This is a genomic window from Desulfosporosinus sp. SYSU MS00001, from assembly GCF_049943955.1.
Lineage (GTDB): Bacteria > Bacillota > Desulfitobacteriia > Desulfitobacteriales > Desulfitobacteriaceae > Desulfosporosinus.
The window spans coordinates 83,363-106,141 of record NZ_JBNFTW010000002.1 but is presented as its reverse complement, the minus strand read 5'-3'; the positions used below and the strand labels follow the sequence as shown (position 1 = coordinate 106,141).

Here is a 22,779-nt window from a genome sequence, read left to right as displayed (position 1 = left end):
GGCAAACAATTTTATTTTCTTTTTAATTTTAAGATCCACTCCTCTCCAGTAGCGTAAAACAAACGGCAGATTATGCCTTAACTTCAATGTTAATTCAACATTAACTCTTCTACATCAACTTAATTCTATATCTTTCATCAATTTCCTTCGTATTTATGGTCAAACATTAAAATTCAAACAAAATCTAACATTGAACGAACTAGTTCAGCATTATGCATGCAATTATCTCCCGTTAAACCATTATTTATGATCCTTTGACATATTCAGTAACTGAGTCTACAAAAAGAATACCATCTAAATGATCTATTTCATGGCAAAAACATTTTGCTAAATCTCCTGTCCCTGTTAATATTATTTCCTTCCCATTTTCGTTTAAAGCCTTAACCCTTACTTTAGCAGGCCTCTTAAGTTTACCCCATATATTAGGAATACTTAAACATCCCTCGATAACCTCTTGATTCCCCTCGCGTTCAATAATTTCGGGATTTACCAGCTTCAGAAGCCCTTGTCCCATATCAATGACAACCAATCTTTTTAGCAATCCAATCTGAGGAGCAGCCAATCCGCCGCCATTTTCTTTATACATTGTTTCTGCCATATCATTGAGTATTTGTCTTATTTTGTCGTCGATTATTTCAACAGGTTTACTCTTTTTTCGTAATAGTTCATCATCCAAAAACCTAAGCTTCCTCAAAGCCATTTAAATCACACCTCTTCTAATCTCTGCCTTAATTTTAAGGTAACTTTAGTTAACACCCTTCATTAGCTCCATTTTAACTCTAATTTCTTTTTCTAACACGATAACTTTTTTAAAGATCTTTTCCAGAACCTAAGACCCTTTTCATAACCATACAAAACAACTTTTTTCTCGGCAGCCAATGGAAGAACTAAATCCCTTTCGGATTTTTTCAAGGCCTCCGCAAACCATTCTTGTTGAGTCATTCCCGCTAAATCACAGATACGTTCGATGCGTTGTTTTTCATTCTCTGTAACAGGAAACCAAATTATATCATCCATGGAAAGCACCTCTCTTTTGGAAAACGTTAATTTTTACCAAAAACAAAAATATCTCTTCTAACATGAAGAGATATTTATAGCTCTCATCTGTTAGGAATACTCCTACAGGATTTAGCACCATGCTTACGCTGGTTGCTGGGCTTCATCGGGCCAGTCCCTCCACCACTCTTGATAAGAGATTTATTCAATTGATTGTGTTAATGATTAATATACTAGTTGCAAACTTCGTTTTTGTCAATTCTAATTTAAAAAGCCTAATGCTTCGTATTAATTTTACAGGCAACAGCTTGATCAACCATATCCTTTGATAAGATATCCGCATACACTTCTTCGTGTCTTTTCAGCCAGCTATTAGCATAGGTACACGTAGCCGAAGCCTTAAGACCTTTTTCTCTTAAATAATCAGCTACAACCTGCATCATCTTGCCGGCCATACCTTGCCCTCTCAAGCTTGGATTCACATAAGTATGGTCTATATCTAGCTCGCCATTTTCCTTAGAAACAAATGTTGCTTCACACATTAGTTCGCCTTTTTCATCGGTTGCATATATACGTCGATCTTCATACTGCCAATTCATAACTAATTCCTCCTCGATAGTTTCGTTTGGCCTCTATCGGGCCTAGGACTCACTTTAATTACTCTTGAACTCTCCTGATTTACCAGTAGTATTCTTTACGGAAGGTTAGTTGATACAAGTTTACCAGGAAACTAAGGATTTTTCACTATTAATTGTTAGATGATCCCCATTAACCACCTATTATTACCAATAGCTATTCCGGTTTATCATGATATAATACATTCAAGGGGAAAGTCCCTTAGTCTTTTTCATGGTACTTATATTGCCCTCCGGGGACAGCAATTCGGAGGGACTTTTTTCTAAGAGCTCGTCTGGCATAAAGTTAGACATGTCTCTTTGCGGAAGATTGAGGGGGTGGCTGCCAATCAATTCGTTTGGCAGCACCCCCTTTCGGATGTTGCATTATATAATTTCATTAGTCACATTTTTCAGCAGTCTTCGAGGCTGCTTTTTATTTGCAGATAATTCCTTCAATCATCTTCAACTCGCAGTAATGATTGATTTATAAATAGGTAATACAAAATTACCCATAGACCCACTACCACTTAAGGAGTTTTCAGCCAACATTCAGTAAGCTTTAAGTTTCACTTCAGTCCAAATTCAGCTAGCGGCCTTAGAATAACCTTGTCGTTAAAAAACATTTATCAAATCTAAAGGAGATGTTTAACGAGACTTGATAACTATGAAACAAATCATTGGGTCTACTTATTTACGGATCACTACCAAATGATAAGGTTATTGTCAATCTTGAATAAAGGATAGTAAAATAGAACGACCAGGTACATGTTTGTTTCATGTTCCTGGTCATTTAATTCATTTTAGGGGCAAATTTCGTTAACTCACAATTATCCTTAGAACTCCATTTGTAGGCATAAAAAGACAAAGGAAGAAAAAACAGGCTTTGTGAAGATACAAGTTTTCTTGTCCGAAAAACAGCTAAATGATATACTAATTTTCCCAACTTAGAATTAGGAGGATGAGAGAAATGGAGCTTTTTAATCAGCTTCAATTAGAAACTGAACGACTTACACTAATGGTATTGGATGAGACCTTTGCCGATTTAGTTTTGGATTATTATAAGCGTAATAGCAGGTTTCTCCAGGAATGGGAAGCTAAAAAGGAACCTGAATTTTATACGATTCGTTATCATCAAGAAGCGCTGCGCAAAGAATTGTCCAAAATCAATGATGGGGATGCATTCAGGGTCTGGCTTTTTAAAAAAGATGAGGCGTTGTCCAAAACAATTGGATCAATCGGCTTAAACAATATCGTTCATGGGGCCTTCCTCTCGTGCCACCTAGGCTATAAATTGGACCATACTGAAATCAACCAAGGCTACATGACGGAGGCCTTAAAAAGAGTTATTGAATTCGCCTTTACAAAATTAGGGCTTCATCGTATTGAGGCCAATATTTTGCCGCGAAATGCACGATCGATGCGAGTAGTAGAAAAACTCGGTTTTTATAACGAAGGCCTTGCCAAGAAATATTTGCGAATTAACGGCAAATGGCAAGATCATCTTCATATGGTTCTTCTAAATGAAGCTATGGAGTAAACTTTAATTCATTCCAACTCTTCAATAAACCATTCCTTTTCACCGTATTTAATAAAGTACTGACCATCACGCTCGATCAAGTTTTTACACAACTCACTATAGGAAGAACGGGACAGTTTCGTATCACCCGGCCAAAACAATGAGATATAAGGGATATGGTTCTTTATTAAAATATTGCCTAAAGGCAAGGGGAATTTTCGCCCATCATAAAGTTGCAATATTATCCGATCAGCCTGCACAGTTACTGATTGAACAAAAAAGGGGACATCTTCTACCTTTACGGGGTACAGTTGATTCTGCCATTCTATATTAAAGTTATTATGATCATCTTTTTGGAGATTAGAAGCAAATAAGCAGACAATTTCTTTCCTGATCATTACCAAGCCATCAGCGTACCATAGACCATTCTTGTCAATAAAGAGTTCTGGGGCGCGTAAATTACTCACGATATTGCCTCCTCGCCATAAAAATAGATATTAACTATTGCCGATAAGATATCTTCTTAAATCATTCCACGATTATCCTTTATTTCCTCCTTATCATAATGTTTTGCTCCAGGAATCGCTATCATAGTTATAATTATTTATAATTATTCTTCTCCTTATCTCGCACCATTAGATTGCAGACTTTCGTTTTTTTTCATCGCGGAGTACAATTAAAAAAGATCACAGAAAAGACTCAAGTTAAGGAGGAAAAAGCCATGATCCAGGGTAAAGGCTTGTCCCATTCGGAGCTTAGCGAAGTTGCCCGGCGAATGCGCCGCCATATTCTGAAAATGACCCACAAAGCCAAGGGAGGACACCCAGGAGGCTGCTTGTCAGCAACAGATCTCCTTGACGTTTTATATATGAACGTTCTCCGAGTCAATCCGCAAAACCCTCACTGGGATAAACGGGATTTTTTCTTTTTGTCTAAGGGACATGCGGCACCGGCACTATATGCAGCCTTATGCGAACGGGGGTTTTTCCCGGAAGAAGAGCTTCTCACTTTTCGTGAAGCCGAGAGTCGGCTTCCTGCTTATCCTAGCTGCGAATCGACCCCCGGTGTTGATATGGCATCAGGTTCGCTGGGCCAAGGTCTATCTATTGCCAATGGAGCGGCATTAGCGGCGAAACTTAAAGGTTCTGATCAACGTGCCTATGTGATGCTGGGTGACGGAGAATTGCATGAGGGACAAGTCTGGGAGGCTATGTTAACAGCCGCTCATTACCATTTAGATAATGTTTGTGCTATCGTCGACTACAACAAATTGCAGCTTGACGGTCGTCTCGACGAGGTAAAATCGTTAGGAGATCTGCCGGGAAAGTGGAAAGCTTTTGGCTGGAATGTCCTCGAAATCGATGGACATAACTTTCCACAGATTGAGAAAGCCTTTGCGCAAGCTCATGCAGTCAAGACACAGCCAAGTGTGATTATCGCCCATACGATTAAGGGAAAAGGTGTATCTTTCATGGAAGATCAAGTGGACTGGCATGCGGCTGCTCCCAGTGATGCAGAATTAAAAATTGCACTAGAGGAGTTGAAGTAAATGACAAAGATTGCACCACGTCAAGCTTACGGGGAAGAACTTGTTCGCTTGGGGCAAGAGAATCCTGATATCGTTGTCCTCGATGCAGACGTCGCCAAATCCTCGATGACATATTTGTTTAAAGAGAAATTTCCTGAGCGATTTTTTGACTTAGGAATTTCGGAGTCCGATATCGTGGGAACAGGTGCCGGCTTCGCCGTTGCTGGAAAAATTCCATTTATAAATGCCTATGCAAATTTTCTGCTTGGAAACGGCTGGGAGCAAATCCACATTTCGATTGCTTATGCAAACCAAAATGTAAAAATTGTTGGGCACAATATTGGCGCTTCTTCCGGCAAAGATGGCCCAACCCATTTGCCCTTTGAAGATATTGCTCTAATGCGTGTTTTGCCTGGCATCATGATTGTGGAGCCGGCTGATGCCATAGAAATGCGCAAAGCGGTGCGAGCGGCAGCCCAGTACCAAGGGCCGGTTTATCTGCGAGTCGGTCGCTTACCGACTCCCCTTGTCACCTGTGAAGAGGATCCATTTGAGCTGGGAAAAGCCCGTATCTTAAAGGAGGGACAAGATGTAACCATCATCGCCACTGGGGCAATGGTCGCCAAAGGACTGGAGGCAGCCGAGAACCTTGCCTCACTTGGAATTTCTGCTGAAGTCGTTAATCTTCATACCATAAAGCCTTTAGACAAGACGACACTACTGCGCTCAGTTCGAAAAACCGGTGCCGTGGTCACTGCAGAAGAACATACGATCCTCGGCGGAATGGGAAGTGCCGTAGCTGAACTTTTGGTTGAGGAATATCCCGTTCCATTACAAAGAGTTGGCGTAAAAGATCGTTTTGCCGTTTGTGCTCCCTATGATGAATTGCATGATGTCCTAAGCTTAACGTCAGAAACAATAACAAAATCCGTCCAAGATGTTATTCGGAAAAAGCGTCAGTAATTATTAATTCCCTTTGGAATTTGATCCGTAATAACCTATTAGGATTATCCCTTGGATAGATACTCTTCTCTTGATCCCTACTTTAGTATGAGCTTGATGATTATTCTAGAATTGAGAAGTAATGCCCTATCTCTTAAACCCAAAAAATGCCCCCACCATCCTGATGGGGGCTAATCGAGATAAGACTAGTAATTTTTGAGGATGAATCGGCCTATTAAGGTATTTTAAGGCCAAACATAACACTATGGTTACATAGAACCAAACTTAGTAAAAGGCAGATGGAGAACTAACAGTATGACTAGGATCTGCTTCACTATAAAATAAATGATTATCAGTTATTAACCCGGCAGCCTCATAGGAACACCGTTCAAGAACACTGGAATAGGTATTTGCCTTTTCAACAAAGAATTCAGCCATTTTGGCGGCATCTTCTAACGTATCAAAAATTAAAAGAGTGTAGCTATAGAGTACCTTGTTTTTAACGCGGAATATTGTATGTGGCAGATTACTCTTCTGAGCCAGTGACATTAACACTGGCTTTCTGCCTATTCTCATTAAAATGCTCAATGCCTCTAATGACACACAATTATTGGTCATCGATATTGATATAGCTTTCTGCATATTACATTTATTGTTAACTTTAAGATCGATATTATATTCTTTAGCCCACTCCTTGGTCATTTTGTTGTATAAATCGCGAACGCCTAAAACCGCGAGGGTATACTTGCCAATTAATGAATCAGGCATATTATCGAATTCTACTGGTGTAACTCCAATAACGATATTCCTTTTTCCCATTTAACGTCACTCCTATCATAATTTTTCTTTATAGATGAATCTTTAAACTTATTGAATATAATTATTAAACTTTAAATATTTGCGGTATTAGATAACTATTTGCGCCTGAAATCAAATTTTTAATTTATTTATTTTTCACAATAATTTAATTTATTTAAGTATAACACTTTATTTTGCTGGAATAAAATCGCTATTTCGAATTCTGTGATAATATAATTTAATTCTGAAATTTTCTCCTAGTCAAGTACCGAGATTAAACGAATACTAATATCTCACCGGTACCGATAATTTGGTATTAAATGAGCGTTGAAAAAGAGGCCACTCTTAGGTTAGAGTGGCCTCTTTCGAAAAATCCATTTCTAGTTAATGTTACGTATCATTGCCTACCGCAAATGCCTGAGCAATTTGTTTACCGACAACATAGTAACCTCTGCTTTCTGGCGTAAATATTAAAGGTTTTATTTGTTCGATAAGCGGGTGATCTCCTTTTTCCTGAAGGGTATCATCAATTTTCGCATCCAAAACCTCACCAATAAACTGCGTATGCAGGCCAATTTCAAGAACGTTTATAATTTTACATTCTAAATTAACCGGAAACTCCTTGATATAAGGTGCATCAACCAGATCACTTTTTACCGGTGTTAGCCCGGTATGAGCAAATTTATTTTCCTTTTTGCCAGATACTAAGCCAAAATAATCAGCTTCTTTAATATAGTTTTCTGACGGAATATTTAGCGTAAAGGCTTTTTTAGCTAGAAGGCTGCTGTAAGTATAAGTAGCTTTGCGTAGTGAAACCGCGACACAGGGCGGAGATGAACAACATATACCTCCCCAGGCAGCAGTCATAGCATTGGGATTACCTTCATCATCATAGGTACATATCACAAATACCGGTGTAGGATAAACCAAAGTTTTAGCTCCCATACTTTTTTTCATCTATTTCACCTCTTATGTTATTAACCAAACCATTTGGCAAGGTTCCTATTCTACATAATAAACAGTCAACCTGTTTAATTGAAGACGTATAGCCGCATATTTAATTTTGAAAGATAAGAAATTAATTTTGAAAATAAATAATGTTTCTTAAACGCTAAATTTCGACAACTTTTTCATATATTTTATGACATAATTTGATTTATACCCACCCTGTAAATGAGGGAAACTGATATTTCCACCTTTCCCCCTCTTAGGAGGGGCTTTTTTTTGCCAATATCCCTGCTCTATTAGTTTAAGCTATGCTCTAATTTGAATGACATTAGCCCAATCAGGGGCTGTTCCATCTCCGAACAATAATACAATAACTTTCATCCTTTGTGGGGGACGATCGGGCCATGGAGTTTGTCCGTCAGTAATGACAATTCCTAGTTGAGGTAAAGGCTTTAATCTTGCCGCGGCTTCTAAGCCAACTCTCATATCTGTTCCGCCGCCTCCCGTAAGTTGAATCTGTTCTGGACGAAACACTCGGCGACAAAACTCAACCGTATGATCTACAGCCAACACGAAGATTTTTTCCTTTTGTGCCAAGAACCTTAAAATACCGGCTATTTCAGCTAAAGCCTGGGAAAGCATTTTCTCAGACATGCTTCCACTGGTATCCGCCACCACTGCCACTGAAGGCAGGGGACAGCGCAGGGACGGAAATATAACATTTCCCCGTCCAATCTGCCTATGCCGACGCGAGGGACGGCAGTATGAATAATCAGTTGCCCCAATTGTATCTGTAACAGCAAATCGTATAGCCGCAGCAAGCTGTTTTCGCCAGTCTACCTTAGGTTGAAGCTTGTCTTCTGCCCAGCGAGACCAATATCCAGGTACACTGCCCTGACTTCTGGCATGTTCTCTGACTTGTTGAGCAACATTGCGGCGAATTAATTCTCCTTCAGTTAGACTGACTCCAGACGCAGACCCTTTGCTGGGTGGTTGATCCTCCCAAGACGCCATTTGACCGGTGGCACAAGAACCGGACAGACCGGAACCAGGCCTGGGAGGGGAATTCAGACCATTGACCTCAACCGTTTTGCCCGTTTGCTCTTGAACCGGTGAACCTGACGTTTGATTCTTCTTTTGATAAGCTGACGGCAACTGTTCCTGTTTCTCCAAAGCAACATAGTATTCCTCTGCCAAAAGACTTTCCGGTTGTCCGATATAATCGGGAGTTACAGGTTGAGCCGGAAATTTTACACCTTCACGAATAAGATCATCATTGATTTCCGCATCTGTTGCAATATTGCTTAAACGTGGATTAAAATCCTTCATCCTTTCAGAGTGGTTGCGGAGAAGATGACAAATTTCATGGTACAAAGCACCTTCGATAACTTCCACCGGCCATTGGGATAATCCCGAAGGGTCATAGTAGAGCCGCCAATACATATCAACCGCCATTGTTTTTAAACCACGTTTAGGCACCGGGCGGAGAGCCCAGGCGGCTGAAGCTAAATAGGGGCGTTCTTTCACCAGGCGGATACGGGCTGCCTGCAGCTCCAGGGGGAAAATCACGCCTGCAACACCTCCATACATTTTATAGCTTCAATTGTTTCCATAATGCCAGACTTTTCACCGGCTTCAAAGGTTCCGGATTCAAAAATATCCTGTGCGGCGACAATACTTTTGGTTCGCTCTCTCTGATCCATTATGGCCTCAGGATGCTTTAGAAACTTCATTGTCTGATCATGTAAATAATAAAAAGCCGGAGTATTTGGAGAGTTTTTCCGATAGCGCGGCAGAAAAACAGGAGGATAATCCTCAAATAATAGTTTTAATAGAGGGGCAGTATCTTTTAAGCGGATAGAAAACGTATGGATTTGCTTGTCTGATACGCAAATTGTCGATGAACAAATCGATTTACTCTTTTCCATTGTGTAAAGCCGGTACTCTTTTTCACCTGAAGGACTTACAAGAATTTCCGTCTTCCATCTGGTTCTCCGATTTTGATGCAGCCTCTCCAGATTTTCGATCCATCCTTGAGGAAGTGCGATATTAAAAACAGCAAAGAGATAACGGGCCCAGAGTTTGGAGCCTTCATAGTTATAGACGTCCAGCCAGGATTCCTTTATCTTATCTAGTCTCACTAAAACTCTGCCTGACGGCCCCGTAAAACTTTCTTTCCAGGGAATATTGCAATACTCATGAATAGGATTCACATTAGGCCACCTTTTTGCAGCAATGGTGCAAATTCCTTTAATTCATTCTGTGGTAACGATAATTCCGGTTTCCTCGCTGCCGCTAATTTTTTGGCTGCAACTGCTGCTATATCCTTTTTTCCAGAGTCTAAGGCACGGGCAAGTACACACCATGCGGCGGACCAGCGTTCCTCAGTCAGGCTGCCTACCGCTGCGTTAATAACTGATGACAATATGGCAAAAGCCAGGTCCCCGCGATCCGGCAGCACCAAATACGCTGGATTTGCTAATACCTCTTCAGGATCAGGCAAATCAAGTTCCCTGCGCCAGGATAGAAATTCCAGACAGGCTCCTTCCCCAATGCATCCGCCTATGAGAGAAGCAACTACATCCTCTTCGGCCCGCACTGTTTCCGCCGCTGCTAATAACCTAGCTGTCATAGACCAAGACCTGGGAGACGGCCAGGCTTTACCGACTTGAGCCTCATCCTTCGGTACCTGTAATAATAAGTGGGGCCGATGACGGATAAAGGAGGCTACAAGCACCTCTTTTTCAGATACCGAATCCTCCCAGGACGAAGCGAGATGTGGCAAATCAGACATAGACCAGCCGCTAAGCATACCATTAACCCAGCTGAAAGTGTCCAGAGCCCAAAAAAGATGGCAGAACCTATTGGCCAAAGGAGCGGAAAGATCCCACCCACCTACGGCCTGTTCCGGCGGGTTTGCCGATGCAACAACAGATACCCCGGCCGGTAAAGCTAAATCTCCAACTACTCTTTCTAAGACAACCCTTAATAAAGCTGACTGAACCGCGGGCGGAGCCGTGGATATTTCGTCCAAAAAAAGCAGACCTTTTCCGGCCCGTGCCAAGCGATAAGCCCAGGCCGGCGGCTCCATACGAACGCCTTCCTCCCCAATTACCGGTAGACCTGAAAAATCTGAAGGTTCACGAATAGAGGCCAGGACAACTTCGAGCGGAATTTCCAAAACATCCGCGAGCTTAGTAATTGATGCCGTTTTTCCCACACCCGGAGGCCCCCAAGTCAGAACCGGAATTCCAGCCTGAACTGCGATGGCTAGAGCACAAACTGTACTAGACATAACGTTTCGCACCTCTATATAGGCCCAAGCTGTGCTGTTATCGTTACAGCAGTACCCCAGCCCGACCATTATTATTTAACTAAATCCTTTCCAATTCACCTTGATAATATAACTAAATTTTCTATATCATCTTTTACCCCACAAGAATGGGAATAAATTAAAAAGACTGCCATTTTGGCAGTCTTTTCCCTTTCGCCTAAAATTTTCCCTTAAGCTGTTATCGCTGGAAAACTATTTTGTCCCATGGATATAGGCAACAATTTCATCAATTTTCGTTTTACATGTAAAATCTGTAGACTTGTCGTAAATTGAAAGCATACCTTTCTCATCCGAAGTTAGAGGCTTATTTCTTTTTTCTTTCCATTTTATAGATGCCTTGAGTAGATTCATCAATGCTTTATCTACAACGTTTAATTTCTTATAATCAAACCCACCCCGCAAATAAAAAAACTTTATTAATTTTTGTTGCTCAGGAGTGAAGTTCTTTTTGAACACATCATTTATTACTTCGTCTTTTGCTAAAGACAGCCCTGTAGCAAAAACTATAATCTTTTTGTCTTTGAGCTTATCAAGGTTATTTGTGATAAATTTCAATCCATTGATACCTACTGCATATAAGCCGCCACCATAAATAATAGTATCATAAGCTTCTAACATATTAACAGTTACACTTGAAACGTCGAATCTATCAGCTGTCAACTCCTCAGAAAGCCATTCAGCATATTTTTGAGTAAAACCTGTTTTCGACCTATATATCACCACAGTTTTTATTAGAATCACCTCAACAGTTGGTATTTTATTATGCACTCGTAAGACTCCCACTTCGACAAGCGCGAGTGGTTCACATACCTTGCATCCTTGGAGATAGGGTCCATCCAGCGCGATAGCATTAGTTATGGGCTAGGCTCTTTCGGCGAAAGTCCACAGGACACTTTCGCCACCAAAGCCCCGATATTTAGCTTTAGCTGAACAAGATCACTTATTTCTTTATTTATCTAGCTAGCTTGAAAACCTTATTGCAGATCCCAACGGGTTAATGTATATCTAAATGTATATGTAATATAGTAACATACTCACAACTGCAAGTCTTCATTTCTTCAATTATCCATTTATCCTTTTACACCAATCATAAGATTAAAGAAGCGGAAAAAATCGGATTATTGAATAGTTCCTAGGCCAAACATGCATGACTTCAGTGTTCAGTCAATAGGAAAAACGGTTAGCAAGTTGGCTGTGGACACAGTCACTTGCTAACCGTTAGGCTGCAAATTATATACTTTTCGTTTCGTCATACAAATAATCTACTACCGGTTCAAGAGGATCGACGATATTGTCATCTTTTACTTTAAAATTCAATTTTTTCCCAACAAGGCTTGAGAGAACCAGGATTATTTTTTGGTTTTTATCGTTAAAGAGCGGCGGAATATCGTGTTCAACAACTTGAATAATACCTTCGGAATTAATCCTTAACTTACAAAGTAAGTCTGCTACGTCCCATTTATCTTCATTAAAGTAGTCCTTAAGGACTATGGTTGTAGTTCCATTCTCTTCGAATATTTCCGAATCCACATAGCCCTCCACGGGCATGACTTCTTTCAGCATCATTTTTAGATCTTCCAGCTCAATTGTTACTTCTTCAAAATAGCTATCTTTAACCTTTTGAATATAATTATTTTCTGTCATATTAAACTCCTTTTTTCTCACCACATCTAAGGACCTATTTACTCCTTATAGCTTCGAAATTTCTCTATGAATCTTACAGAAGCCTCTAGTCAAATTTCTCATATTTCCTTGTTAAGTATAAATTCTATTACTTTTCCATTAGTATTTTTCCATCTTTGTTAAAAGTATATCCAGCCCAAGTTTAAATATTTTTGACACTATTCAACGAACAGAACCTCAAGACTCAATTACAAATTGATGTTATTAATGCGGCAAAAAATGACAGGGCTATTTCTAAGTCTAAATTAGGTATAGCCCTGTCATTCTTCTCAATACATCAATTTACAGCCCGTCTGTAATGTATTTCTTTCTGGCCAGGAATCCTTCTATATAATACGTTAAAATTACGAAGACACTCATTATTCCAAAGTATTCTATAATTATTGCAAGTACATTAAGTGCGTTAGGGCTTTGGAATTGTCCTTTGGCTTCTCTCGAGAACGAATGATCAAAATCGCCGTGAGAACCTCTTCCTCTATCTCGTTGTTGTCGATCATTTGCTTGATTTCCTAATACACCTTGGGTTTGCTGTTGAAGCCCATCATGCGTGGTTTGAGAATTAGTCATCGAAAAAACGTCGCTGATATTTGCAATTTGGCCAACAAAATTTGTTGAGACTATCTGATAACCACCGAACAATAGGAAGATAATCATGAAAGCCTTGGCTACAACCTCTGTTGTCTTAGTTGATTTAATTTTAAATAAGTTTTTGAAGAAACCCATAATCCACTTCCAATGAAGCCCGATATGAATACCAATCAGAAGGAGAGTTGAATAAGAAGCACTGACGTGAAATGTTCTAAACAATCCTTCATTACCAACGCGAAGATTGGGAAAGAGAACTTTAGAAATAAGTATTCCGCTTACGATGATTAAAGTAAAGGCAATTAATAGAAGGAGATTGAGAACATATCCCAAACGAGTTTTTATGGGAAGTTTCGGATCAAATAGCCTCAGGCTAACCTTCTTTACCCATTGAAAATTCAACACGATATGAACTAGAATACCGAAGCCGATGCCAATTCCGCATACTTCATGGAAGGGCAAGGCAATGACATGTGTATTAAAAAGCAATACGAAAATAACCGATAGAAGAGCATCAATTAACAGTTTTACAAAGTTTCTTTTCACAAATCTGTCCTCCAAATCCAAAGTTATTATTACTTTGTTATTATGGAGAATAAAACTTAAAAGAAGATGAGTAATACCTGAAAGGTTACTGAAAGTTTAGGGTTAAAAAGCCTGCTGCCAAGGCAGCAGGCGAGTTGCATATTATTTCCTATTAGGTAAATACTTAGACACTTTGGAACGTCTTATTATCTAAAGTTCCTTCTGTATAACCGATATGCCAAACTTTTTTCTTTGAGCAGGCCGAATACCAGATACGTAATTTCGTTGTATCTCCGTGCTCTATAACAAAACTGCTCCGATAAATGTATCCATTATCCCACCTCTGCCCTGAGCTGGATGCAATTAAGGCCCTCTCAAAAGGGATACTAAGTTCTTTAGGTTGTGCCATTGGTGCAGTTGCATAAAACAATTGACAATTATTAATAGTTTCTCGTTTAGGCCATCCTGCTATTAAGAACTCAATCCTTTGCTCGGGATAATTAGGCTTGGCCGCTATATGCCAAGGAATATATCCCCCATTCCATGTATCCCAGGGAGCACGGCAAGGCTGACCTTCACTCCATATCATGCCGTTTTTCGAAGTATACAGATACATTGTAAATCGCGAATCAGTAGTCCACATATACCATTCATGAGCACTTTTACGCCAAACGGTAGGAGATAAGACTAAACCTGTTCTTGTAAAGTCCCAAGCTTTTTCAAAACAAAGGACTTTATTACTTAACTCATGTGTTGAACTTATTTTTCTTGCCCATATTTTCTCAAAAGCGTTATTACTATATTCACGCCAGTATAAAATCAGTGTGTTATCCCCTGGATCATAGACCAATTCAGGGTCGGAATTATAATTTTTGTCCAAAATCCCGAAGGGCTTCGGAGCTAAAGGGTTCTTTATACCAGGGAGATTAACCCAGTTTATCCCGTCCATACTTGCCAAAATGCTTGGATTTTCGAGAGCACTATTAAAATTCGGATACGGAGTAAGTGCCATCCAATAGCGAAACTTACCCCAGGTCTCCATTTCATATTCAGTTTTAAAATCAATGATACTTGGATGAACAGCTTGGCCAGAATGATCGTACGTTGGGGTATCCAAGTAATTAGATGCATTAATTAGTGAATTGTTCAGTACTCTTTGGGGTAAATAATGTGGTTTGGATTCTGAAGCAATTACTGAAACAGATTTCTGAGTAGCAGATTTCTGAGTGAGAACTTCAACTGGGCCATTCTTGAATGAAAACAATCCAAAAGAGTATAAGCCTGCGGCTGTCCCGGCGATCATTTTAATGAAAGTTCTTCTTGACGTCATAATTCAACCCCATTATTTATCCAGTTTTTAATGCCCCCACTTCTATAAGTGGGGGTGGGTCCTTCGTAAACTTCAGGTGAGGTAGAGTCCCCAAGTGAAGCCCCGATGTTCAGTTTTATCTGAACGAGTTCACTATTATGAACTTATTTGAGCGGCCAAGAAATTTACATGTATCGTCATATCAACAGTATATAGTCAAATAAAAACCCAATCCATACTCCAAATTCTGGCTTAATGTCAAGAAAACATTTTGTAAATAATCTTTTACTTTTACAACCAAAATGCGTTGGCGAGAAACATTACTTCTTACCAACGCATAAACTATTTGCCAATATATGATTTTCCTTTATAAATCTTCTTTTTTCTATTCTAATGAATCAATGGGCTAGTTTATCAAATTCTATGATGTTACTGAACATGGCCGGATGTGAACCAGTTGGGTATAAAACTGTTCGGTTAGCAGGGCGAAAGTTTACTATTCTACTAATACAGCTTTTTTAAATTCCTCAATTCCAATGCGCTGCATAAATCGAGCAGTTCTCTCATTAGGTTTCGCATTTTCCCGATAATATTCTAAGCACTTTTCAGTCAATTCGACTACCTGATCATCGCTTAAATTTTCAGCGATGACATCACCAATACGAGGAATTCTGCCTGAATTCCCCCCAAACACAAAGGTCCAACCCGTTCGCTTTCCAAAAATGCCAAAATCACGTACAAAACTCTCAGCGCAACATAAGGGGCAACCGGATACACCTATTTTCCCTTTTGCGGGGAGTTCTTCTCCCACTAAAAGTTCCTCCAACCGCATTCCCAGACCAAGAGAATCAAGAATCCCAAATTTGCAAACAGTAGTACCTGGGCAGGCCTGAACATAATGAACACATTTCTCAACTGCTGGTCCAATACCGGTCCCTAACTCTTCCCACACTGATTCGACAATCTCAGGTTTCATTCCTACTAAAGCAATCCTCTGAGCGGAAGTAATCTTAATGATTGGAATTTCGTATTTTTTGGCAACACTCGCGATCTTTTCTAATACTTCAGGAGTAACCACCCCGACCGGGATTCGTGGAACAATAGCATACGTTTCTTTATCCCTTTGAATAAAAGCTCCTTTTGGTGCATTCTGCTCTGACATAGTAAACCCTCCAAATATGGTTGTATCAAATACTTCTAATTCGGTAAAGATACGTCCAATCCTTCTAAAACCAAAAATAATGTAAAACTACTAGAATCATATTAATAGCAGTAACGTTTCATTAATAAGAGGTTATACTTCTCAGAAAATGAAAAGCATAACCTCTGATATTTTTCTATATGTGAATTTATATTAACACCCTTAAAATATCAACATTGCCACAACACCGCTAATTATACCAATAAACATTACAGCACCTGTTACAAAAAGAAGAACTTTCGTTGGGAAGACCCGCTTGACCATAATTAGAGATGGCAAACTAACTGCTGGCAACGTCATGAGTAAAGCGGCCCCGGGACCAATACCTAAACCAAAGGCCATCAGTGATTGTACAATAGGCACTTCTCCTGCAGTTGGTATGATAAACAAAGTTCCGGCTATGGCAAGTCCAATTACTGCTAAGACACTGTCAGCCCACTCTGTGCCTATTGCCGGAAATAACCAGGCACGAATAGCCCCTAGAATAACGACAACGATGAAGTAAGCAGGAAGCGTATCTCGAATTAAAGGTAACAGAGCCTTAATCCATTGTCTAAAAAGATTCCCTTGCGCTTCGTCTGTTAGATCATCTGTTACGAAATGCTCCATGGTCTCATTATCTCTTACCCAGTTATTAGCGAAGTATCCGATCCCAAAAACCATAATAATTCCAACCACAATTCTAAAAAGAGCCAATTTCCAAGAAAGTACAAAGCCCATAAAGATAATAGTTGCCGGGTTAAGCACAGGATTCCCAAGCCAGTAAGCCAGAGCCGCTCCAATGGAAGCCTTCCTTTGCCGCAGACCGACGACGACCGGAGCCGAGCAGCATGTACACATCATGGATGGAATTCCTGCAACCCCTGCAAGCACTGTACTCTTAACATTAGTTCCCCCAAAGATTTTATAAATCCAATCCCTTGGTAATAATACCTGTACTAAAGACCCTAACAAGAGTCCTAAAATAATGGCTTGCCACACTGCCTTAAAATAGGTAATAGTATAATTCCAGGCTGCTGTCCAGGAGGGGGCTGGAGGAGCCGCGGCTTTACCCGAAACAATAGAATCCCCAATGGAATGTTTAGCAGCCGCCAAAAAAGCCTTGTGATAATAAGGATTCCATTTTACATACCATACACCAACTAAAAATATAATTGCTAATAACAAAACATAAGGTAAATAATTTCTGGTTTTTTGATTCATCTGTACTTCAATGTCTCCTCCCATTTATAGTTCTCTGATGATGCTTTTTCTCTCCAATAATATTTTAATCATATATAAGCATCACTGAAGCATTATATAATATTACTCATTAATTTCCTAGCTCATAATTTTTAACAGTCAAAGACAAAGCAGCAGTTCATTCACTGCTGCTTTGTTTTTATAAATATTAGTTCCAATAGGGTTATTCAAGCAAAAACCGCCCATATAAATAAAGAAAGTTGTGCAAAATACCCTTAGTACAGAAATCTACGATTGTTAGGAAGGTGTTTTGGCAATGCCTAATCAAAATGTAAACCTCCCCATATTTGATTTCCGTGGACCCAGCCCTCTATCTATGTTATTAGGATTTATTTTCCTTTTAGCCGGCGGCTTGATTTGGTTTATAACTGGATGGCTGGGCTGGATAATAATTGGGGTTATCTTAGCCCTTTTGGTTGGGTATGGTGTAAAAGTCGCTAATCAATGGGAGAAAGCTGTCATCCTTCGTCTTGGTAAGTTTAGTCACTTAGCTGGACCAGGTATGTTCTTTGTGATTCCAATAATCGACTCTGTAAGTAACTGGATTGACCACCGTACGATTACCACAACTTTTAAGGCCGAACAAACTCTAACAAAAGATACGGTGCCCGTTGACGTTGATGCTGTGTTGTTTTGGACCGTGGTAGATGCTAAGAAAGCTTCGTTAGAAGTTGCTCAGTATAGAGATGCTATTTTTTGGGCAGCGCAAACAGCTTTAAGAGATGTTATTGGTCGAACAAATTTAGCTGAAATGCTCTCTGACAGGGAAAGAATTGATCGTGAACTAAAAGAGGTAATTGATAAGAGGACTGAGCCCTGGGGTATTGTTGTCAACGCTGTTGAAATACGGGATGTCGTATTGCCATCAGGGCTACAGGATGCCATGAGCCGGGAAGCTCAGGCCGAACGGGAACGTCGAGCCAGAATCATTTTGGGGACTGCTGAGACAGAAATTGCAGCTAAATTCTCTGAAGCCGCCAAATCTTATGAGAATAATCCCGTTGCTTTACATCTGCGGGCAATGAATATCTTATATGAGGGTATCAAGGAAAAAGGAGCTATGGTCATAGTACCCTCTTCCATTGTAGAAACGATGGGGCTTGGCGCAGTCTCCGGTTTAACAAGCCTTGCTTCAACGGTTAAAGATTCTAACGAATAAAAAGGCTCTCCTTCTACTAAAAAGAGAGCCTTTCATTGGTCACATCGGCCATAGATGAAAACCAACCATTTTTAATTACTTATTGGGTGAATACAACAATCAAGATCATTTTAAATTTCTTGACCGCCAGCAGCGCGTGTGGGACGCCGGCTGGCATGACTATTGTCTCTCCTTTTTTTAAAGAAAATTTTTCTTCCCCAATCGTAATTTCTGCCTCTCCGTCAAGAAGATAGACCAAGGCGTCTCCACTTGAGGAATGTGCACTAATTTCTTCCCCTTCAGCAAAAGCAAATAGCGTAATACTTAGGGATTTCCCTTGGGTCAGAGTTCTGCTTACAACCTGGCCCTCAGTGTATTGAACCAATGTTTCCATTGCCAGAGCCTTAGAAAAATCAATATTCTTAATAAAATGTTCTGTCATAGCTGTAACCCTCCGCTTAAAATTCTACTTAGGTAATAGTATGAATCATAAAATATGTTCTAAACGAAGCAAATAATAGATTAGTAACCAAAAATTATTGAAGATATTGAGCACTCTACTTGAGAAGCTGAAAAAGGCATCATTTTAATAAAAACATTTCTTCGTTTTCTGGCAGCAGGCTTAGTCCACCCAAAAATGCAAGATTAGAAAATAGCAAGGGGCCTAGTAATGGATTTCGATACATGATTCTTGCCCAGACAATACTCTGAGTTCCTGCTAAATCACCCATGACGTGGAACCCGAACCCCAATAAACCTACGAATAGGTTAAGTGTTACGATGGTTAAATAAAGATAAGTTTCTGTAGTGTTTATTTGATAATATGCCACATAGAAACAGGCAATTGTGGCAAGTGAGCCAGAAATGATCGGGATTAGAGTATAGACCGGTATAAAAGCAAGGCGTGCATGATCTAAAAATGCCGCGACAACCGCACCTAAAAAGCCAAGAGCAACCAGCATCAATAATCTTGATCGTCTCGCCGTTCCTCGATAACGTTCACTCACCAAGGCATAGCTGGAAATCCCCGCAAAAGCGATTGGAGCAGCGACCGGAGAGCCCTCGACTAATAGTCGAAACAAACTCTCGCGGCTGAAAGTGGCGTTTCCCGAGATGTGAAAAAAAGTCCCTAAAACACCAACAACAACACCTAACCACATAACTCCCTGAAAGACTCTCTTTACTCCTCTATTAGAGGCAAAAATGAGTTGGGCAAGAATGGCTAGAACTGCAAGCGGGGTATAAATTAGGGGAATTAGTTCCCAACGAAAAAAATTGTTTTGGGAGTGGGCAATGAGGACATCAACGCCCGTTAGCAGAAAATTTATAGCCATCATACCAAGCAATAGAGAGGTTTTATAGCGAATAGCTATTTGATAGAACCGACGGATCATATCTCCAATCCTCCCCTAATGCTTCGCTTTCAAAGCATCGGCCTGTGATTGCATTTCAACTAATGCTTTTTCTTGCTCATAAATTCCATTCCAATTTACATAGTCTGCTCCTCCCATAACGGCTCCGAACCTTGCTCTACGGCCTTCATGATGCCATAGTTCGAAATATTCAAAGTCGATCGGAGTTCCAAAGGGCTTGGTGCCTAGCAAACCAGAATTGCGCAGATCTTGGACAATCGATTTACCCTTCTGGACATTTTGATTGGAAAGGGCAATGGTTTTGTCCGCTTTGCTCATGACGTCATTGATAAACGACTGGACATGACAATTAAGGCAAATTGAATTCATCGTTTGTTGGTGAACATCCCCATCCTTGCGCAGTGAAGCAATTTCAGGAGTTAGGTTATCTTTTAGGCGCTGGCCTACATCGTGAGTTCCTTGAACGCTGCCAAAGGCCGACATATGACAGGTGGCGCAAGTTGGAGCCGGAAAATCATTGACAGTCAATGTTCCAGGAGGTGCGTCCATATTATATTTTGATTGATTTGCTTGATAATAAGTTCCGTGAGCCGATTCGTTATATATTTCTGCCTGCGGATGATCGGGGCCTAGATGGCATTGGGCACATGTTTCCGGTTTGCGGGCTTGTGCCACATCAAAAGTATGCCTTAAATGGCACTTTGTGCAATCCCCAAAACTACCGTCACTATTCTTTTGACCAACAGCATGGCAAACCTCGCAAGATTGAGCACTAGCATCTTTGCCGATGAGATTATAAACGGCATTAGCATTGCCCCCATTGAGAGGCTTGCCATTAGCATCGAGTAAATGATATTTAGCCAGTTCTTCCGAAGTGAAATTTTTTGCTCCTTGGACCGCATACCATGATTTTGCAGAATGATTGCTTGCCTCAAACTGTTTCACTTCGGTTGCATGGCATTGGGCGCAATTGTTAGGTGTTGGTTTAGAGATAATTGCAACATTGTAATGCTGTTTCGTTAATGTATCTTGCCCTTTCACTGCTTTGTGGCAATCGAGACATTGAACTCCACGACTGGAATGTTCGCTGTCATGATATTGTTTGATAACTCCCGGATTTTCTTTCTGGTGACATTCTACACAAGCCTTATTGTCTCCGGTTGCAACCGCACTCAAAGACGGCACACTCGTACTTAGTCCTTTAGGGCCAACGATGTAATGGTAGGTTAAGAATAATAGAGCACATACAAGAACAGTTCCCATCCCTAACAGAGTAATCATACGTTTTGAAGTCGGCTTCATTGTTAGGCCAATCCCCTCCTCATAAGTAATTTTCCATTAATAGTGGGTGCTTTTTGGTAATGACTATGTGTTTTAAATAAGAATAAGTACGATTATATTTTGAATTCTCTAAGTAATTTTCAATTCCTGCCTATTTTTAATCATAATTTTTCGTCAATTTTCGACAGTTGATTCTAAGTGACTGATCGCGGCATGATTTCATAACTCCCCCTCCTTTTTTCCTATAACTTTTGATTTTCTTACTAGTTGCTGACCTCCCTCCCAAACATAAGACTCTCTCAACTGTCCTGATTTTCCTATCAATTAATCATAAACTAAATTCTATCATTGATATGTGATTTAGATCACTAAATAAATTTCTTTCCGAAATATCCCAAAAGGTTACTTATCTATGGAACACCCCGACAACAAAAGGGTTGAATGAAAACCTTATCATCCAGCCCTTTTACAGATGAGTTGTCTTTTTACGAATCCAAAACGTACTTAAACAGTATGGAATACTTTCGTTATAATTGTAAAATATGCAAGTGCAGCCGACACCATGATAACTGTCAAAGGAAGCCCTATTTTCAAATAGGTCATAAAATTAATCTCCACATTTTCCTTTTTAGCAAGCTCTGCGACAATCAAATTGGCGATTGAACCAGTCAGTGTCAGATTCCCTGCAAATGTGCTGAAAATAGCCAATGAAGCCCACCAAATATGTCCCATATGCAGCGGAACTAGATATTTCAGCAGCATTACAGCTGGCACATTACTAATAATATTGGAAAGTATCACAGTCAACATTGAAAATACCCATAAACTTTGGATACTTTTCATCCATGGCATATGAATAAGTAACATGAGCAAGCCACTATGCTCGATACCACCAATGATTACAAATAATCCTATGAATATGACTAAAAGATTAAAGTCTATACCGATGTATATTTTATTCGGTTTAATTCGACGAGTTATGAGCAAATATGCTGCTCCTAGACTGGCAACAACCGCTGGATCAAATCCCATTAAAAACCCTAGCAAAACTAGAAATACAACAACTAAACCCTTCTTGACTAAATATCCATGCACTCCCCCCATCATCGGCTGAACCTCTGGAAGGTGACCGCTCAGTTCCCCTTTGTACATCCAACGAAGCATAACGTAAATAAGTCCAAGTCCTAAGAGTGTGAGTGGAATTGCCAGTGCCATATACCAACCGAAATTGATGTGTGAAAGGCTGCCAATTAGGATATTTTGAGGATTACCAATTAAGGTGGCTGCGCTGCCTATATTCGAAGCGGTTGCTACTCCTAGTAAGTAAGGTGTGGGATTTAACTTTGCCTGCTTGGTAATCATGATTACAATCGGGGTTAAGATTAAACAGATAATATCGTTAATAAAGAAGGCAGACAATATACCTGTTATAAGAATGATCATAAACATTAATTGATTTTTGCTATGCAAACGATTTAGGAACTGATTTCCGGCTAGTTGAAAGAATCCCGACATATTTAAGTAGGACGTAATAATCATCATTGAGAATAAAAGGACTATCGTCCGGTAATCTACGGCCTGGACCGCCTGATCGAAACTCATTACTCCTGTTCCAACTGTTAGAGCAGCACCAATAATTGCAATTCCGGCACGATCTACTCTAAACAACGGGCTTTTTCCTAAAGCAAAAACCAGCATAGAAATCGTTAGAATCAATCCAGAAATAATCAAAATTCGGCACTTTCTTTCTATAATGGCTAACA

At 40.0% G+C, this 22,779-nt stretch carries 23 protein-coding genes and 1 riboswitch; of the genes, 4 read left to right on the top strand and 19 right to left on the bottom strand.

Going from position 1 to position 22,779, the window contains the following annotated elements; genetic code table 11:
* Window positions 1-244: 244 nt before the first annotated feature.
* From def to ACPUYX_RS03880, 3 genes are all read right to left on the bottom strand, one after another.
* Window positions 245-700 carry a peptide deformylase gene (gene def, locus ACPUYX_RS03890; RefSeq protein ID WP_426378416.1) on the bottom strand — a complete coding sequence of 152 codons (456 nt, stop codon included), beginning with the start codon at window positions 698-700 and terminating at the stop codon, window positions 245-247.
* 92 nt (window positions 701-792) lie between these two features.
* The gene (locus ACPUYX_RS03885; protein WP_426378415.1) at window positions 793-1,017 is read right to left on the bottom strand and encodes a hypothetical protein; all 225 of its coding nucleotides are present in this window, start codon (window positions 1,015-1,017) and stop codon (window positions 793-795) included.
* Between the two features lie 80 nt (window positions 1,018-1,097).
* Window positions 1,098-1,195, bottom strand: a riboswitch (SAM riboswitch).
* A 76-nt stretch (window positions 1,196-1,271) separates the two neighbouring features.
* Entirely contained in the window at window positions 1,272-1,595 is a 324-nt protein-coding gene (locus tag ACPUYX_RS03880; protein ID WP_426378414.1) for a GNAT family N-acetyltransferase, read from the bottom strand.
* 985 nt (window positions 1,596-2,580) lie between these two features.
* On the opposite strand from ACPUYX_RS03880, the gene ACPUYX_RS03875 reads away from it, so the two are divergent.
* Complete coding sequence (locus tag ACPUYX_RS03875) at window positions 2,581-3,150, top strand: GNAT family N-acetyltransferase (protein ID WP_426378413.1); 570 nt, start codon at window positions 2,581-2,583, stop codon at window positions 3,148-3,150.
* A gap of 8 nt (window positions 3,151-3,158) precedes the next feature.
* Here the strand turns inward: ACPUYX_RS03875 and ACPUYX_RS03870 are convergent, their stop codons facing one another.
* A complete protein-coding gene (locus ACPUYX_RS03870; protein ID WP_426378412.1) occupies window positions 3,159-3,596 on the bottom strand; it encodes a DUF1285 domain-containing protein in 438 nt (145 codons plus the stop codon).
* Between the two features lie 254 nt (window positions 3,597-3,850).
* On the opposite strand from ACPUYX_RS03870, the gene ACPUYX_RS03865 reads away from it, so the two are divergent.
* Together ACPUYX_RS03865 and ACPUYX_RS03860 are read left to right on the top strand one after the other, a co-directional pair.
* Window positions 3,851-4,678 carry a transketolase gene (locus tag ACPUYX_RS03865; protein WP_426378411.1) on the top strand — a complete coding sequence of 276 codons (828 nt, stop codon included), beginning with the start codon at window positions 3,851-3,853 and terminating at the stop codon, window positions 4,676-4,678.
* Entirely contained in the window at window positions 4,679-5,620 is a 942-nt protein-coding gene (locus ACPUYX_RS03860; protein WP_426378410.1) for a transketolase family protein, read from the top strand. It abuts the gene before it with no gap.
* 264 nt (window positions 5,621-5,884) lie between these two features.
* On the opposite strand, the gene ACPUYX_RS03855 is transcribed toward ACPUYX_RS03860, so the two are convergent.
* From ACPUYX_RS03855 to ACPUYX_RS03805, 11 genes are all read right to left on the bottom strand, one after another.
* Window positions 5,885-6,418 (bottom strand): hypothetical protein, encoded by a 534-nt coding sequence (locus ACPUYX_RS03855; protein ID WP_426378409.1) that lies wholly within the window; start codon window positions 6,416-6,418, stop codon window positions 5,885-5,887.
* A gap of 369 nt (window positions 6,419-6,787) precedes the next feature.
* Entirely contained in the window at window positions 6,788-7,354 is a 567-nt protein-coding gene (locus ACPUYX_RS03850; protein WP_426378408.1) for a flavin reductase family protein, read from the bottom strand.
* A 297-nt stretch (window positions 7,355-7,651) separates the two neighbouring features.
* Entirely contained in the window at window positions 7,652-8,935 is a 1,284-nt protein-coding gene (locus ACPUYX_RS03845) for a DUF2201 family putative metallopeptidase (RefSeq protein WP_426378407.1), read from the bottom strand.
* Complete coding sequence (locus tag ACPUYX_RS03840) at window positions 8,911-9,558, bottom strand: hypothetical protein (protein ID WP_426378406.1); 648 nt, start codon at window positions 9,556-9,558, stop codon at window positions 8,911-8,913. The genes ACPUYX_RS03845 and ACPUYX_RS03840 overlap by 25 nt, the downstream gene beginning before the upstream one ends.
* Window positions 9,555-10,640 carry an AAA family ATPase gene (locus ACPUYX_RS03835; protein ID WP_426378404.1) on the bottom strand — a complete coding sequence of 362 codons (1,086 nt, stop codon included), beginning with the start codon at window positions 10,638-10,640 and terminating at the stop codon, window positions 9,555-9,557. The genes ACPUYX_RS03840 and ACPUYX_RS03835 overlap by 4 nt, the downstream gene beginning before the upstream one ends.
* A 231-nt stretch (window positions 10,641-10,871) precedes the next feature.
* Window positions 10,872-11,411: a flavodoxin domain-containing protein gene (locus ACPUYX_RS03830; protein WP_426378891.1), complete on the bottom strand. Its 540-nt coding sequence runs from the start codon at window positions 11,409-11,411 to the stop codon at window positions 10,872-10,874.
* A 498-nt stretch (window positions 11,412-11,909) separates the two neighbouring features.
* Window positions 11,910-12,323 carry a hypothetical protein gene (locus tag ACPUYX_RS03825; RefSeq protein WP_426378403.1) on the bottom strand — a complete coding sequence of 138 codons (414 nt, stop codon included), beginning with the start codon at window positions 12,321-12,323 and terminating at the stop codon, window positions 11,910-11,912.
* Between the two features lie 321 nt (window positions 12,324-12,644).
* The gene (locus ACPUYX_RS03820; protein WP_426378402.1) at window positions 12,645-13,493 is read right to left on the bottom strand and encodes a DUF4405 domain-containing protein; all 849 of its coding nucleotides are present in this window, start codon (window positions 13,491-13,493) and stop codon (window positions 12,645-12,647) included.
* Between the two features lie 163 nt (window positions 13,494-13,656).
* A complete protein-coding gene (locus ACPUYX_RS03815) occupies window positions 13,657-14,802 on the bottom strand; it encodes a hypothetical protein (RefSeq protein ID WP_426378401.1) in 1,146 nt (381 codons plus the stop codon).
* Between the two features lie 475 nt (window positions 14,803-15,277).
* Entirely contained in the window at window positions 15,278-15,943 is a 666-nt protein-coding gene (locus ACPUYX_RS03810) for an NAD(P)/FAD-dependent oxidoreductase (protein WP_426378400.1), read from the bottom strand.
* 201 nt (window positions 15,944-16,144) lie between these two features.
* Complete coding sequence (locus ACPUYX_RS03805) at window positions 16,145-17,185, bottom strand: permease (protein WP_426378399.1); 1,041 nt, start codon at window positions 17,183-17,185, stop codon at window positions 16,145-16,147.
* A gap of 295 nt (window positions 17,186-17,480) precedes the next feature.
* Between ACPUYX_RS03805 and ACPUYX_RS03800 the strand changes: the two genes are divergently transcribed.
* Window positions 17,481-18,383, top strand: coding sequence for a slipin family protein (locus ACPUYX_RS03800; protein WP_426378398.1), 903 nt, complete (start codon window positions 17,481-17,483; stop codon window positions 18,381-18,383).
* A 79-nt stretch (window positions 18,384-18,462) separates the two neighbouring features.
* Here the strand turns inward: ACPUYX_RS03800 and ACPUYX_RS03795 are convergent, their stop codons facing one another.
* The 4 genes from ACPUYX_RS03795 to ACPUYX_RS03780 all read right to left on the bottom strand — a co-directional run bounded on the left by ACPUYX_RS03795 (window position 18,463) and on the right by ACPUYX_RS03780 (window position 22,747).
* On the bottom strand, window positions 18,463-18,804 hold the full coding sequence (locus ACPUYX_RS03795; protein ID WP_426378397.1) for a cupin domain-containing protein: 342 nt from the start codon (window positions 18,802-18,804) through the stop codon (window positions 18,463-18,465).
* A 139-nt stretch (window positions 18,805-18,943) separates the two neighbouring features.
* Complete coding sequence (locus tag ACPUYX_RS03790; protein ID WP_426378396.1) at window positions 18,944-19,756, bottom strand: hypothetical protein; 813 nt, start codon at window positions 19,754-19,756, stop codon at window positions 18,944-18,946.
* 15 nt (window positions 19,757-19,771) lie between these two features.
* Entirely contained in the window at window positions 19,772-21,037 is a 1,266-nt protein-coding gene (locus ACPUYX_RS03785) for a multiheme c-type cytochrome (RefSeq protein WP_426378395.1), read from the bottom strand.
* A 483-nt stretch (window positions 21,038-21,520) separates the two neighbouring features.
* On the bottom strand, window positions 21,521-22,747 hold the full coding sequence (locus tag ACPUYX_RS03780; protein ID WP_426378394.1) for an anion transporter: 1,227 nt from the start codon (window positions 22,745-22,747) through the stop codon (window positions 21,521-21,523).
* Window positions 22,748-22,779 lie beyond the last annotated feature (32 nt).

Bases quoted from the DNA above. Each gene is read 5' to 3' on its own strand.
- def (WP_426378416.1), bottom strand. From the start codon at position 700: ATGGCTTTGAGGAAGCTTAGGTTTTTGGATGATGAACTATTACGAAAA.
- ACPUYX_RS03865 (WP_426378411.1), top strand. From the start codon at position 3,851: ATGATCCAGGGTAAAGGCTTGTCCCATTCGGAGCTTAGCGAAGTTGCC.
- ACPUYX_RS03855 (WP_426378409.1), bottom strand. From the start codon at position 6,418: ATGGGAAAAAGGAATATCGTTATTGGAGTTACACCAGTAGAATTCGAT.
- ACPUYX_RS03800 (WP_426378398.1), top strand. From the start codon at position 17,481: ATGCCTAATCAAAATGTAAACCTCCCCATATTTGATTTCCGTGGACCC.
- ACPUYX_RS03880 (WP_426378414.1), bottom strand. From the start codon at position 1,595: ATGAATTGGCAGTATGAAGATCGACGTATATATGCAACCGATGAAAAA.
- ACPUYX_RS03845 (WP_426378407.1), bottom strand. From the start codon at position 8,935: ATGTATGGAGGTGTTGCAGGCGTGATTTTCCCCCTGGAGCTGCAGGCA.
- ACPUYX_RS03815 (WP_426378401.1), bottom strand. From the start codon at position 14,802: ATGACGTCAAGAAGAACTTTCATTAAAATGATCGCCGGGACAGCCGCA.
- ACPUYX_RS03850 (WP_426378408.1), bottom strand. From the start codon at position 7,354: ATGAAAAAAAGTATGGGAGCTAAAACTTTGGTTTATCCTACACCGGTA.
- ACPUYX_RS03885 (WP_426378415.1), bottom strand. From the start codon at position 1,017: ATGGATGATATAATTTGGTTTCCTGTTACAGAGAATGAAAAACAACGC.
- ACPUYX_RS03805 (WP_426378399.1), bottom strand. From the start codon at position 17,185: ATGAATCAAAAAACCAGAAATTATTTACCTTATGTTTTGTTATTAGCA.
- ACPUYX_RS03810 (WP_426378400.1), bottom strand. From the start codon at position 15,943: ATGTCAGAGCAGAATGCACCAAAAGGAGCTTTTATTCAAAGGGATAAA.
- ACPUYX_RS03860 (WP_426378410.1), top strand. From the start codon at position 4,679: ATGACAAAGATTGCACCACGTCAAGCTTACGGGGAAGAACTTGTTCGC.
- ACPUYX_RS03875 (WP_426378413.1), top strand. From the start codon at position 2,581: ATGGAGCTTTTTAATCAGCTTCAATTAGAAACTGAACGACTTACACTA.
- ACPUYX_RS03795 (WP_426378397.1), bottom strand. From the start codon at position 18,804: ATGACAGAACATTTTATTAAGAATATTGATTTTTCTAAGGCTCTGGCA.
- ACPUYX_RS03790 (WP_426378396.1), bottom strand. From the start codon at position 19,756: ATGATCCGTCGGTTCTATCAAATAGCTATTCGCTATAAAACCTCTCTA.
- ACPUYX_RS03785 (WP_426378395.1), bottom strand. From the start codon at position 21,037: ATGAAGCCGACTTCAAAACGTATGATTACTCTGTTAGGGATGGGAACT.
- ACPUYX_RS03825 (WP_426378403.1), bottom strand. From the start codon at position 12,323: ATGACAGAAAATAATTATATTCAAAAGGTTAAAGATAGCTATTTTGAA.
- ACPUYX_RS03835 (WP_426378404.1), bottom strand. From the start codon at position 10,640: ATGTCTAGTACAGTTTGTGCTCTAGCCATCGCAGTTCAGGCTGGAATT.